This window comes from Yersinia vastinensis (assembly GCF_902726565.1).
Classification (GTDB): Bacteria; Pseudomonadota; Gammaproteobacteria; order Enterobacterales; family Enterobacteriaceae; genus Yersinia; species Yersinia vastinensis.
Genome location: NZ_CACVAF010000010.1, coordinates 54,113 through 66,439, shown reverse-complemented (window position 1 = coordinate 66,439; position 12,327 = coordinate 54,113). Strand labels below are relative to the sequence as shown.

Here is a 12,327-nt window from a genome sequence, read left to right as displayed (position 1 = left end):
AACGACACAGCCTGTTAGAGACTTAAAGCTTAGGGTGAAAATTTACTGGTTTTGCTTTCTCGCCATCTCTTCGTGATGTTTTTTCTCGCTAAACATCACGACGAGCAGCAGCAATACAGCCAAGATGCTGCCGCCAATCATCACCATAAAGCCACCGTCCCAACCGAAGTAGTCAACGGTATAACCAACGATGGCACTGGCCGCGACCGAGCCGCCCAGATAACCGAACAGACCCGTGAAGCCTGCTGCTGTACCTGCCGCTTTTTTCGGCGCTAATTCAAGAGCATGTAGACCAATCAACATGACCGGGCCATAAATCAGGAAGCCGATAGTGATCATACAAGCCATATCGATACCAGGGTTACCGACAGGGTTCAGCCAGTAAATAATGGTCGCGATAGTCACTAATGTCATAAAGAACACACCGGTAGCACCACGGTTGCCTTTAAACACTTTGTCAGACATCCAGCCGCACAGCAGCGTCCCTGGAATACCGGCGTATTCATACAGGAAATAAGCCCACGACGATTTATCCAGTGCGAAGTGTTTCACTTCTTTCAGGTAGGTCGGTGACCAGTCAAGGATGCCGTAACGCAGTAAATAAACGAAAACGTTAGCAATGGCGATATACCACAGCAGTTTGTTAGGGAAAACATATTGCATGAAGATTTGCTTAGCGGTCAGCTCTTCTTCAGCTTCTTTGGTGTAGTCATCTGGATAGTCGTTTTTGTACTCTTCAATCGGCGGTAAACCTACGGATTGAGGGGTATCACGCATCAAGCCAAAGACGATCAGTGCGACCAAAATAGCCGCGAAAGCAGGCATATATAACGCCGCTTTCCAGTCGTTAAACCAAGCCATCCCGAGCAAGAACAGTAGTGGTGGTAAGCCGCCACCCACGTTATGGGCGCAGTTCCAGATAGAAACAATCCCACCACGTTCTTTCTTCGACCACCAGTGCACCATGGTACGGCCACATGGCGGCCACCCCATCCCCTGGAACCAGCCGCATAAGAACAGCAGCACAAACATCACAGCGATACTGGATGTTGCCCAAGGTACAAAGCCCATAAACAGCATCACTGCTGCGGAGAGAATCAAACCGGCGGAAAGGAATACCCGCGGGTTGGAGCGGTCAGAAACCGACCCCATGATGAATTTTGAGAAACCGTAAGCGATAGAAATACCGGATAGTGCGAAACCCAGATCCCCACGAGAGAACCCTTGTTCGATTAAATACGGCATGGCCAGAGTAAAGTTTTTACGCACCAGATAATAGGCGGCGTAACCGAAGAAGATACCCATGAAGATTTGCCAGCGTAAGCGGCGGTAGGTGGGGTCGACCTGGTCTGCGGGAAGCCGTGCCACATGTGGCGCGGGCTTAAAAATACTCAACATGAGTGCCTCCGATGGCTATTTGTTGTTTTTTGACTCCGGTATAGCCTGGTATCTATCCGGTAGTTAAACGGCAGTCGGTAGCTAAACAGCAACGCGACTGTCGTTTATGTTCCATAACGAACGCCATGCTAGATAAATTCTTGGTATTTATCTGTGAGTGATGGCGCATTTGTTACAGTTATATGAAAGCGGCGGCAATTTTGAGCGATTGGTTAACATTTTGAAACCTGTAATCATAAATTACCTGTGACTTTGATCACAATCATGGTTTTTAAACACCACTTCACTTTCGTTTTTCGTTCGTTTTTGTTCCTTATCAAACAATAACCATAAAGATTGTGGCTCAATAGACTCATAATTAGCCGCCAGGCGGCTGTCTGATAATGTGGGGTCTTTCATGACGAACAGTTCTCCTTACACAGAAACGGATGTCATCATCATTGGTGGTGGCGCGACCGGGGCCGGGATTGCGCGGGACTGCGCTCGGCGTGGTTTGGCTTGTACTCTGCTCGAAAGGCATGACATTGCTACGGGTGCGACGGGGCGAAATCATGGTTTGCTGCACAGTGGGGCGCGCTATGCGGTGACGGATGGCGAATCTGCCCGTGAATGTATTGAAGAAAACCGAATTCTTAAACGTATCGCTCGCCATTGTATTGAACAAACGGATGGCTTGTTTATCACGCTACCGGAAGACTCCCTTGAGTATCAGACGCAATTTATTGCTCGTTGTCAGGATGCGGGAATCGAAGCGCAAGCCATTGATCCAAAGTTGGCATTACGTCTGGAACCTGCCGCCAATCCATCATTGATTGCCGCTGTTCGGGTGCCAGATGGCACGGTTGATCCTTTCCGCTTAACCGCTGCCAATATGCTGGATGCCCGTGAGCATGGTGCCAATGTACTGACTTATCACGAAGTGATTGGTTTACTGCGTCAAGGTGATCGAGTCACTGGTGTGCGCGTTTTCGATCATAAAAACCAATGCCAATATGATATCCATGCACAGATCGTAGTGAATGCCGCCGGGATCTGGGGACAACACATTGCAGAATATGCCGATCTACGGATCCGCATGTTTCCTGCCAAAGGCGCACTGTTGATCCTCGGTCATCGGATCAACAACATGGTGATCAACCGTTGCCGTAAACCTGCAGATGCGGACATTTTGGTGCCGGGCGATACCATTTCACTGATCGGTACGACCTCCACACATATTGAATATGATCAGATAGATAACATGATTGTCACCCCGCAAGAGGTGGACACTTTAATCCGTGAAGGGTCAAAACTTTCACCACAATTAGCGCAAACGCGCATTTTGCGCGCGTATGCCGGAGTTAGACCTTTAGTTGCCAGCGATGATGACCCTTCAGGCCGTAATGTTAGCCGCGGCATCGTATTACTGGATCACGCCAGTCGTGATGGGCTAGAGGGGTTCATTACCATTACTGGCGGTAAATTGATGACTTACCGGCTGATGGCTGAATGGGCCACCGATAAAGTATGTGAAAAACTGGGGGTGACTACAGCCTGTACCACGGCCCAAGAGCCATTGCCCGGTTCACAACAATCCGCAGAACAGACACTGACCAAAGTCATTTCTTTACCTGCCAGCATCCGTGGTTCGGCAGTGTATCGCCACGGTGACCGTGCGACACAGTTGTTGGCCGGAAATCGTCTGGATAACAGTCTGGTATGTGAATGTGAAGCTGTGACTGCGGGTGAAGTGCGTTATGCCATTGAATCTCTGTCAGTCAACAACTTACTGGATTTACGCCGCCGCACTCGTGTTGGCATGGGAACTTGTCAGGGAGAGCTTTGTGCTTGCCGGGCGGCAGGTTTACTCAGCCGCTTTAAGGTGACCACTCCCCAACAATCCCGTGAACAACTCGTGCAATTCCTTAACGAGCGCTGGAAAGGTGTGCGCCCAATAGCGTGGGGTGATGCTTTACGGGAAAGTGAGTTTACTCATTGGGTTTATCAAGGGCTTTGTGGTCTGGATGATACCCCGTGTGCGGCCAATGTTCAGGAGAAACACGATGAAATTTGATGTGATCATCATCGGTGGTGGATTAGCTGGACTGGCCTGCGGCATTCGTCTGGCTGAGCAAGGTAAATATTGTGCGATTGTCAGTGCAGGCCAAAATGCACTGCATTTCTCCTCCGGTTCTTTGGATTTGTTAGCAAAATTACCGGATGGGCGGCCGGTGAGCCAACCTCTCTCTGCACTGGAGGCGTTGGCTGAAATAGCCCCTGAACATCCCTACAGCAAGATGGGGCAAACCGGGCAAGTGGGAGAGTTAGCGCAACAAGCAGAATCCCTGTTACAGCGCTGTGGTTTAAAACTGGTTGGTAGTGCGGCTAAAAATCACTTGCGGCTGACACCGCTGGGTGGTTGCCGGCCAACTTGGCTCAGTCCAACGGATATCCCAGTTGCACCATTGGAAGGCCCACTGCCGTGGCAAAAAGTCGCGGTGATTGGTATTGAGGGTTTCCTCGATTTTCAGCCCCAAATGGTCGCCAGTGCTTTGCAAGAGCAGGGTGTTGCAGCCACACCTGACTATTTACATTTACCTGCGCTGGACCGCTTGCGGGATAACCCTAGCGAATTTCGTGCAGTTAATATTGCTCGTGTTCTGGATCAGCCAGAAAACCTGCAACCGTTGGCGGATGAATTAGCACGTTTATCATCTGCCGCAGAAATGATTTTGCTGCCTGCCTGTATTGGTCTGGATGATTCAGCGCCACTGGAAGCGCTACGAGCTGCCGTGGGCAAACCCATTCAACTGCTACCGACATTGCCACCGTCATTGCTCGGTATGCGTCTGCATCAAGCACTGCGCCATCGTTTCCAACAGCTCGGCGGAATAGTCATGCCGGGAGATGCCGTGTTGCGAGCCGAAATGGTGGGCAATCGGATTACTGGCCTTTATAGCCGTAACCACGGGGATATTCCACTGCGTGCCGCTCAGATGGTGCTGGCCAGTGGCAGTTTCTTCAGTAATGGGCTGGTGGCCACGTTCGAGCATGTCTATGAGCCCATATTGGATCTGGATATTTTATCGCTACCAAACCGTGCCGATTGGACCCACAGCAATATGTTTGCGCCACAACCTTATTTACAGTTTGGTGTGAACACGGATAACCAACTACGGGCACTGCGTGGCGGCATCGCGCTGGATAATTTGTATGTTATTGGCGCAGTCCTCGGTGGCTATGATCCGCTGCAACAAGGTTGTGGCGCCGGGGTTTCTTTGACCAGCGCCTTGTTCGTTGCAGAGCAAATTGTCAGCGCAATGGAGGTGACATTATGACCGGGTTACCACAGTACGAAGACATTCAGGATAAACACGTGGCGCGGGATAACAGTTTTGAAAGTTGCATTAAATGCACAGTCTGCACTACGTATTGCCCGGTGGCGAAGGTCAACCCACTGTATCCGGGACCAAAACAGGCCGGCCCTGACGGTGAGCGCCTGCGCCTGAAAGATCCGGCATTGTATGACGATGCATTGAAATATTGCACTAACTGCAAACGTTGTGAAGTGGCCTGCCCGTCAGATGTCAAAATCGGTGACATCATCCAGCGTGCGAAAGCCAGTTACAGCAGTCATAAACCCAAACTGCGCGATGCAATCCTTAGCCACACTGACATCATGGGCACGCTTTCGACACCGTTTGCCCCGGTCGTCAATGCGGTCACGGGCTTAAAACCGGTACGGGCCTTGCTGGATAAAGCACTGAAAATTGATCATCGGCGTGAATTGCCCAAATATTCGTTTGGCACCTTCCGCCGCTGGTATCGCAAACAAGCAGAAAAACAGCAGCAATATGCCGAGCAGGTAGCATTCTTCCATGGCTGCTTTGTGAACTACAACCATCCCCAATTAGGCAAGGATTTAGTCAGTGTATTCAACGCGATGAATATCGGCGTTCAATTGCTTAAACGGGAAAAATGCTGCGGTGTACCGCTCATTGCAAATGGGTTTATCGAGCAGGCGAAAAAACAGGCGCGAGTGAATCTGGAATCACTGACGGATGCAGTGGTGGACCGAGATATCCCCGTTGTTGCCACCTCCTCAAGTTGCACTTTTACCTTGAGAGATGAGTATCCACATTTATTGGATGTGGATACTGCTCCGGTGCGTGACAGAGTAGAACTGGCAACTCGCTATATCTACCGCTTATTAGACCAAGGGCGGGATCTCCCGCTGAAACCCTTATTTTCTAAAGAAAACAAGCCACTACGCATTGCCTATCATACACCTTGCCACATGGAAAAAATGGGTTGGACGGCTTATACCTTGGCATTGTTACAGCGAATCCCCGGTATTGAGCTGGTGGTCTTGGATTCTCAGTGCTGCGGGATTGCAGGGACTTATGGCTTTAAATCAGAGAACTACGCAACAGCTCAAGGGATTGGATCATCGCTATTCCAGCAAATAGAGGACAGTGGTGTTGATTTGGTGATAACCGACTGCGAAACCTGTAAGTGGCAGATTGAGATGTCGACGAGTAAGAAGTGTGAGCATCCGATGACGTTGCTGGCACAATCTCTCAAAGGATGATGTAGACAGCGCGCGGTTTGCCGCGCGCTATTAAGGTAGATTATTTCAGTTTTAAGGTACTGATGATGGACTCTGCTTCAGTTTGCGCTTGTTGCTGGTTCTCCGCAGGCAGCGTAATCTGCATTGTTATCAAGTGATTATCCACTTTCCCCATCAAGACTGATGAATAAGCTTTGTCGCCGCCACTGGTAATAATGCTGTCCAGTTGCTGGAAAGGCTGCCCATCAACTTTGATTTCTTTATTCGTCACGACTTGTAGATTGGCATCACGGGCGCGCTGCTGTTCTGCCAAGCGGTCAGTCAGGACATTCAAACTCTCATTGGTGTTATCACCTAAAATCACGATAACCGCTTTATCGCCCGTTTTATTGGCATAAACGTGCATGTTGTTGGCTTGATTGCCCATTTTCCCGCTTTGGTCTGATAAGTCTGCTGGTAAGCTAAACGCGACTTTACCCTCTAACAGGCTGATTGGCTGGCCAACATTATTATCGCTGCTACCATCACAAGCACTTAATCCTGCAACCAACAGGCCGACGGCGAGAAATTTGGTTATTTTATGCATGAGAATCCCTTATTGATGATTAATCGTCTTATCGCACCTTATTCAGACGCCAAAAGCAATCTATTGTTCAGCGGGACTCATCTGAGTTAGTGCTTGCTGACTGGTTTTTTTAGCAAAGTATTTCAATAACACATTGAGCATCACGCCATAGGCTGGCAGGAAGAAAAGCATGCAGATCAGTAGCTTGAAACTATAATCTACCAAGGCGATTTCCACCCAGTTTGCAGCCATAAACGGGTCAGTACTGCGATAGAATGCAATAAAGAAGAACGCCATCGTGTCACTGATATTGCCAAAGAACATGGCCGCAGTAGGGGCAACCCACCAAGCACTGCGCTGGCGTAGGCGATTAAACACTTGAACATCAAGAATTTGTCCAAGCACATAGGCCATAAAGCTAGCCACGGCGATGCGCGCTACCACCCAATTAAAACTGGTTAATGCCGGGAACCCTTGCCAGCTTCCCTGATAAAACAGGGCTGAAATAAGGTACGAAATAAGCAGTGCAGGCACCATGACAGACAAAATAATTCGGCGCGCCAAAGGGGCACCAAAAATCCGCACAGTCAGGTCAGTGGCTAAGAAGATAAACGGAAAGGTAAAAGCCCCCCACGTGGTGTGAAAACCAAAGATAGAGATCGGTAATTGCACCAGATAGTTGCTGGAGGTAATGATGACAATATGGAATAGCGACAGCCATACCAAAGCGGTCATCCGCTGTTGGGCAGTAAACGAAAACATAAATGTGACCTTTTTGGTTATTGGGGTGAGGGAACCCAAACAAAATATGCCGCAATTTCTGCGACGCGGCGGCATAATACGCGTTTGCGCAACGAATGCAATGGTTAATTTTAACGCAAACGTTAGCGCAACTTGCACCTGAAAAACAGCAGAGTAAACTATCGAACCTCTTTTATATTGCTGCTAACCCACAAGAGAATTGCAATGACCGATATTTTTGCCAATCCGGATAAAACACTTGATGCACTGGGGCTACGTTGCCCAGAGCCAGTTATGATGGTGCGTAAAACCGTCCGGAATATGGAAGACGGTCAAACGCTATTAATTATTGCTGATGATCCCGCCACGACCCGCGATATCCCCGGTTTTTGCCGCTTTATGGATCACCAGCTATTAGCACAAGATACCGTACAGACACCTTACCGGTATCTGGTCAAAAAAGGGGCAAAAGCAGGGTAGTCTGCCGCTTTGCCCGAGTTCTCAAACCTCTCTTCTACGCAACAATCTTAGGGCATTGGCGGTCACTAAGGCGGTTGCGCCAGAATCAGCTAACACCGCCAGCCACAAACCGGTTAAACCGAGCAAGGTGGTGACCAGAAAAATCCCTTTTAGCCCCAATGCGATAGTAATATTTTGGCGAATATTGGCGTTAGCTGCCCGTGATAGCAGAATAATTTCTGCCAACCCGGTAAGCCGATTATGGGTCAATGCGGCATCGGCTGTTTCCAAAGCAACGTCCGTACCACTGCCCATGGCAATACCAATACTTGCGGCTTTCATCGCAGGGGCATCATTAATACCGTCGCCGACCATCACGGTAGGTTGGCTCTCATTGAGCGCCATAACGGCCTGTACTTTATCGGCAGGGAGCAATCCAGCACGGTAATCAATTCCTAGCTCACCAGCAATTGCAGCTGCTGCTCGTGGATTATCACCGGTCAACATCACACCTTGAATACCTAATTTTTTGAGTGAATCAATGGCTTGTTTGGCATCAGGGCGTAACGTGTCACGCAGGGCCAATAAACCAATAAGTTTCTCATTTTCCAGCACTGCGACGGCGGTTTTACCGCTGCTTTCTAACTGATCGAGTAGGTTCTGCCACTCGGGTGTCAATAACATCGGTGATATTTTTCCAGGCGCGCTGACACGAACTGCAAGACCGTTAACTACCCCTTCAACTCCCACCCCCGCTAACGCACGGCGCTCTTCAGCCAGTGGCAGTATGGACATGTTCTTTTGCGCTGATTGTATAATTGCGACAGCTAATGGATGGTGTGATCCAGCTTCGACTGCTGCCGCCAGTGCTAACAGGCGAGATTCACTCACGTTGGGCGCGGGGAGAATATCGGTTACTTTCGGCTTACCCTCCGTCAGAGTCCCTGTTTTGTCAAAAGCAACGGCCTGAATACGGCCAAGCTGCTCAAGTGCCGCGCCTCCTTTAATCAGCGCGCCACGCCGTGTAGCCGCAGCCAATGCCGAGGTAATCGCTGCTGGTGTGGAAATAACCAATGCGCACGGGCAACCAATAAGCAGCAGTGTCAGGCCACGGTAAATCCAGGTTTCCCAAGGTTCGGCGAAAGCCAAAGGTGGAACCAACATCACCAACGCGGAAAGAAGCATAATCGCGGGGGTATAAACTCGACTGAATCTATCGATAAAGCGTTCAATCGGTGCGCGACGTTCTTCAGCTAATTCAATCAGTTGTAATATGCGGTCGATAGCATTATTACCCGGCTCTGAGATAACGCGCATTTCGGTAGCACGGTCAATCGATAAGCTCCCTGCCGCGACTTTCTCACCTTGCTGGCGCTCAACGGGAATAGATTCTCCGGTGAGGGCACTTTCATCGAAGCTGGCAAAAGGGGTGATTAATTCAGCATCTGCGGGTAGGCGGCCACCGGGTGAAACTTCAATGACATCGCCGGGGCGTAAACTGGCGACAGGAACCTGCCTGCGCTCACCATTCTTGAGTAACAGCGCATCTTCTGGAACCAGTGCCATCAACGCAGTGACGCCACGGCGAGCGCGGTTTGCAGCATAGGATTCAAGTAACTCGCCAATCATAAATAGCAGCAATACCATGGCGGCTTCGGCTGTTGCGCCAATAAACATTGCCCCGATAGCGGCAACGCTCATCAAGGTTTCGATGGCAAAAGGGGTACCGGAGCGGGTGAGCTTCCAAGCTTTAGTCACTATCGGAATTAGCCCAACAATGGTTGTTGCGGCAAAAGCAAATTCACTCAGCTCAGTGCTAAATAACGAAATGCCCCAGCTGATAAGCATCAGCGTGGTTAATAATGCGATTGGCAAATATTCACTAAAGGGTGATTCTGGTGAGGTGGTTTGATTCGTTGCTGCTGACTGGGTATCCACCAGATTGAATCCGGCTTTCACTACGGCATTATGAACTTGGGGACGAATATCTGTACTGGCATCGACGACCAGTTTTTCTGTTGCAAAGAACACTTTTACATTTTCAATTCCGATCAGACTACTGACGGCGTTTTCAACTTTACGGGCGCAACTAGGGCAATCCATCCCTTTGATCTGCCAGCTAAAACGCTGGCTTCCAGCAGGTGGTATTGCCGCAAGTATGTCGCTTTCATCGTCGCCCTCATCGGCATGATTCTGACTACAGCAACCCCCTTCGTGATGTGAATGCTCACTAACTTGGTTTGTACTGTCATTATTGTTATTGGTTGCTTGTTGGCTACTGCAACCTGTCTGTTTTTTAGCGTGCGTATGGCCACAACCACAGTGGCTGTGGGTATCGGTTGAATGTCGATGTTCGGAATGTGAATGCATGGTGCCTCCTGGACATAATGTAAAAGAGATACGGGTTCTAAGCGGTATAGTTGCACTCTACACCTTAGAGTCAACTCCAGAGTCAAGAGGGTAAATGAGAATAATTGCTAAACAGTGGGATTTGACAGGAAGGAGGGACATAACGCTCGGCAATGTATCGGCCGTCAAAGATTTCAGCTCCCTCCATGGAACTGTGTGTCATTCTGTTTTATCTTATCGTTTTTGCTAAATCACATTGTATTACAGTGAGTTAATTACAAATACAGTGACCTAACAATCAGGAAGTGCCCAACAAAATAGCACCCCGCGACGATGGCCGCCGACGCTCGGAAAGAAAAACGATAGCGGTTCAGCAACCAAATACTGTGTGATATCAACAACAGCACTGTGCCTGCCAGTAATGAGAAGCTCAGATCCGTACTGCGGGCAAAGTACTGCTCACCCGCCATCCATACCATAAGTAATGTCATTCCGACGAAAGCCACAACAGGCCAACGCATCTCTTCTAATTTGGTCCAGATTGTTGCCAACAAGAGTGCGCCAATGACAATCAACACCAAAGGCAGTGGCCAGAACAGGGTGAATGTCATCTGACTGGCAAAGCTGATGGTATACAGTAAATGCGATAGGAAGAACGCGCCAAGAGCATAAAGTAAGCGCTCACTGGGTAGTAGTAATAACGCGTCGGCAACCAACGTTGCCAGTAGACCTAATACAATCAGATAGCCTGCTGGGCCGAGAATAGGTGCTTGCCATGCAAGTAACAGCAACAGCAATAAAGTGACGGGTTTGAATACCCAACGTTGCCAACGTGGGCCTCGGTAAGTTGCATCAACAAACAACCAACCAGAAAAGAATACGGCAAGGAATGGCCAGCTCATTATTTATCCTTTTTTCTGTACAGGTTTCAATGAAAGTACCTGTGTTGTAATGATAATCCGCAATGCCAGTTGCTCTGGGTATGTCTCCATCAAGTGTAAGGGATGGAAGCAAAGAGTGATAGACGGGCTAACGTGATTTGTATGATTTGTGGCACTTAATGCGTAGCAGTACGCATAATCAGAGTTAGCGGCAGAATCGACCTGCTGAGGTCTTGGTCTTGTTTGGACCACATGTTATGTTAACGCCGATTTCCGTTTGCTAAATCAAGGGATAATAGAGGCAAGAGCGCCATGGCCAATGAACAATTGCTTTATCGTATTCAATTCATAAATAACGGTAAGAATTATCAGCTCTATGTCCGTGAGGTCATCCCAAGCACCCTGTTTGGGTTTATTGAAATTGCTGATTTTGTCTTCGATAGCCAATCAACGTTGCTGGTTGACCCTTCAACAGAAAAATTGAAGACAGAATTTTCCGGTGTTAATCGTAGCTATATTCCACTTCATTCTGTGATTCGAATTGATGCGGTAACGGAAAAAGGCAGTGCACGAATCTCCGAACTGGGCAGCAACGTGATGAGTTTCCCTTACCTGCCGGGTAATAAACCTTAGAGACGTCTCCTGAGTGAGATTTGTAATATTTTATGAATAAACCTCCGTTGTTATTTATTGCTGTGATCGTACTGATTGTCGTGCTGGCAACACGTCAGTATTGGCAAAAGAAACGACAGGATGCGGAAAACGACCGCTCGCCCGTGCGCAGTTTGCAAGTTGAAGTTATTGATAAACGCGAAGTTCTGGCACCCAATCGTCGTTCACGTCAACGTGAAGAAATTGTTGCTGAAGACAAGCGTTATGAAGTGTATTTTCGACCACTTTTCAGTAATGTGGTTGTAAAAAATAATAGCGAAATCAAGATGGTAGTTTCACGGCAGGAATATAATCGTATTGAGCAAGGTGCTCAAGGAACGTTACGTTTACAGGGGACCCGCTATATCGACTTCACGCCAAACCCAGCCACTACGAATCAGTAACTGGGAGAAAGTAGTCAACATACCTATGGCTTGAAAGATGACGGATAGAGAACATTATTTTTTAGGAACCGGTGGCTGCTTCTTTTGCCAGGCCAGTAACTCAAAAACCCCGAACACAAAAATTTTCACTTGTTGTAAGCTACTGATTGGCTGGTCTTTCGGTTGGGTAGATTTGAGCAACACCAATTGCAATCCATGCATTAACACCATGAATATCAACGCAACATTAATAAAATATTTTAACGGCGTTGGGAACGGCTGAAATAGGTTTAAGAGCAGGAAAAACCAGACTCCTAGCATCAGTAATCGGCCGAGATTAATCCACATGGT

General features: G+C 48.6%; 13 protein-coding genes. 6 read left to right on the top strand and 7 right to left on the bottom strand.

Annotated features, from left to right (window positions below):
* Window positions 1-42: 42 nt before the first annotated feature.
* A complete protein-coding gene (glpT, locus tag HUZ92_RS15505) occupies window positions 43-1,398 on the bottom strand; it encodes a glycerol-3-phosphate transporter (RefSeq protein ID WP_050100975.1) in 1,356 nt (451 codons plus the stop codon).
* Window positions 1,399-1,638: 240 nt separating this feature from the next.
* A complete protein-coding gene (locus tag HUZ92_RS15500; RefSeq protein ID WP_164908391.1) occupies window positions 1,639-1,797 on the bottom strand; it encodes a hypothetical protein in 159 nt (52 codons plus the stop codon).
* On the opposite strand from HUZ92_RS15500, the gene glpA reads away from it, so the two are divergent.
* Genes glpA through glpC form a run of 3 tightly spaced genes read left to right on the top strand, consistent with a single transcriptional unit; the run spans window position 1,796 to window position 5,968 of the window.
* Window positions 1,796-3,451: an anaerobic glycerol-3-phosphate dehydrogenase subunit A gene (gene glpA, locus HUZ92_RS15495; protein WP_050100976.1), complete on the top strand. Its 1,656-nt coding sequence runs from the start codon at window positions 1,796-1,798 to the stop codon at window positions 3,449-3,451. The two genes, HUZ92_RS15500 and glpA, sit on opposite strands and share 2 nt — an antisense overlap.
* Window positions 3,441-4,715, top strand: coding sequence for a glycerol-3-phosphate dehydrogenase subunit GlpB (gene glpB, locus HUZ92_RS15490; protein WP_050296232.1), 1,275 nt, complete (start codon window positions 3,441-3,443; stop codon window positions 4,713-4,715). Before glpA ends, glpB begins: the two co-directional genes overlap by 11 nt.
* Complete coding sequence (gene glpC, locus HUZ92_RS15485) at window positions 4,712-5,968, top strand: anaerobic glycerol-3-phosphate dehydrogenase subunit GlpC (protein WP_050100978.1); 1,257 nt, start codon at window positions 4,712-4,714, stop codon at window positions 5,966-5,968. Before glpB ends, glpC begins: the two co-directional genes overlap by 4 nt.
* Before the next feature lie 40 nt (window positions 5,969-6,008).
* On the opposite strand, the gene HUZ92_RS15480 is transcribed toward glpC, so the two are convergent.
* Both HUZ92_RS15480 and HUZ92_RS15475 read right to left on the bottom strand, forming a co-directional pair.
* Window positions 6,009-6,533 carry a DcrB family lipoprotein gene (locus HUZ92_RS15480; protein WP_050100979.1) on the bottom strand — a complete coding sequence of 175 codons (525 nt, stop codon included), beginning with the start codon at window positions 6,531-6,533 and terminating at the stop codon, window positions 6,009-6,011.
* Window positions 6,534-6,593: 60 nt separating this feature from the next.
* Window positions 6,594-7,274 carry a 7-cyano-7-deazaguanine/7-aminomethyl-7-deazaguanine transporter gene (locus tag HUZ92_RS15475; RefSeq protein WP_050101036.1) on the bottom strand — a complete coding sequence of 227 codons (681 nt, stop codon included), beginning with the start codon at window positions 7,272-7,274 and terminating at the stop codon, window positions 6,594-6,596.
* A 204-nt stretch (window positions 7,275-7,478) separates the two neighbouring features.
* Between HUZ92_RS15475 and tusA the strand changes: the two genes are divergently transcribed.
* Window positions 7,479-7,733 carry a sulfurtransferase TusA gene (gene tusA / locus HUZ92_RS15470; RefSeq protein ID WP_050141124.1) on the top strand — a complete coding sequence of 85 codons (255 nt, stop codon included), beginning with the start codon at window positions 7,479-7,481 and terminating at the stop codon, window positions 7,731-7,733.
* 21 nt (window positions 7,734-7,754) lie between these two features.
* Here the strand turns inward: tusA and HUZ92_RS15465 are convergent, their stop codons facing one another.
* Entirely contained in the window at window positions 7,755-10,082 is a 2,328-nt protein-coding gene (locus HUZ92_RS15465; RefSeq protein WP_050141125.1) for a zinc/cadmium/mercury/lead-transporting ATPase, read from the bottom strand.
* Between the two features lie 254 nt (window positions 10,083-10,336).
* Entirely contained in the window at window positions 10,337-10,963 is a 627-nt protein-coding gene (locus tag HUZ92_RS15460; RefSeq protein ID WP_050100982.1) for a lysoplasmalogenase, read from the bottom strand.
* Window positions 10,964-11,254: 291 nt separating this feature from the next.
* On the opposite strand from HUZ92_RS15460, the gene HUZ92_RS15455 reads away from it, so the two are divergent.
* Window positions 11,255-11,575, top strand: coding sequence for a DUF1820 family protein (locus HUZ92_RS15455; protein ID WP_050100983.1), 321 nt, complete (start codon window positions 11,255-11,257; stop codon window positions 11,573-11,575).
* Window positions 11,576-11,607: 32 nt separating this feature from the next.
* The gene (locus tag HUZ92_RS15450) at window positions 11,608-11,997 is read left to right on the top strand and encodes a DUF2500 domain-containing protein (protein WP_050100984.1); all 390 of its coding nucleotides are present in this window, start codon (window positions 11,608-11,610) and stop codon (window positions 11,995-11,997) included.
* 54 nt (window positions 11,998-12,051) lie between these two features.
* Here the strand turns inward: HUZ92_RS15450 and HUZ92_RS15445 are convergent, their stop codons facing one another.
* Window positions 12,052-12,324, bottom strand: coding sequence for a DUF1145 family protein (locus HUZ92_RS15445; RefSeq protein WP_050100985.1), 273 nt, complete (start codon window positions 12,322-12,324; stop codon window positions 12,052-12,054).
* Between the last annotated feature and the right edge of the window lie 3 nt (window positions 12,325-12,327).

Coding starts and splice junctions, on each gene's coding strand:
- glpA (WP_050100976.1), top strand. CDS start 1,796: ATGACGAACAGTTCTCCTTACACAGAAACGGATGTCATCATCATTGGT.
- tusA (WP_050141124.1), top strand. CDS start 7,479: ATGACCGATATTTTTGCCAATCCGGATAAAACACTTGATGCACTGGGG.
- HUZ92_RS15500 (WP_164908391.1), bottom strand. CDS start 1,797: ATGAAAGACCCCACATTATCAGACAGCCGCCTGGCGGCTAATTATGAG.
- HUZ92_RS15455 (WP_050100983.1), top strand. CDS start 11,255: ATGGCCAATGAACAATTGCTTTATCGTATTCAATTCATAAATAACGGT.
- HUZ92_RS15450 (WP_050100984.1), top strand. CDS start 11,608: ATGAATAAACCTCCGTTGTTATTTATTGCTGTGATCGTACTGATTGTC.
- HUZ92_RS15445 (WP_050100985.1), bottom strand. CDS start 12,324: ATGTGGATTAATCTCGGCCGATTACTGATGCTAGGAGTCTGGTTTTTC.
- glpB (WP_050296232.1), top strand. CDS start 3,441: ATGAAATTTGATGTGATCATCATCGGTGGTGGATTAGCTGGACTGGCC.
- HUZ92_RS15465 (WP_050141125.1), bottom strand. CDS start 10,082: ATGCATTCACATTCCGAACATCGACATTCAACCGATACCCACAGCCAC.
- glpC (WP_050100978.1), top strand. CDS start 4,712: ATGACCGGGTTACCACAGTACGAAGACATTCAGGATAAACACGTGGCG.
- HUZ92_RS15480 (WP_050100979.1), bottom strand. CDS start 6,533: ATGCATAAAATAACCAAATTTCTCGCCGTCGGCCTGTTGGTTGCAGGA.
- glpT (WP_050100975.1), bottom strand. CDS start 1,398: ATGTTGAGTATTTTTAAGCCCGCGCCACATGTGGCACGGCTTCCCGCA.
- HUZ92_RS15460 (WP_050100982.1), bottom strand. CDS start 10,963: ATGAGCTGGCCATTCCTTGCCGTATTCTTTTCTGGTTGGTTGTTTGTT.
- HUZ92_RS15475 (WP_050101036.1), bottom strand. CDS start 7,274: ATGTTTTCGTTTACTGCCCAACAGCGGATGACCGCTTTGGTATGGCTG.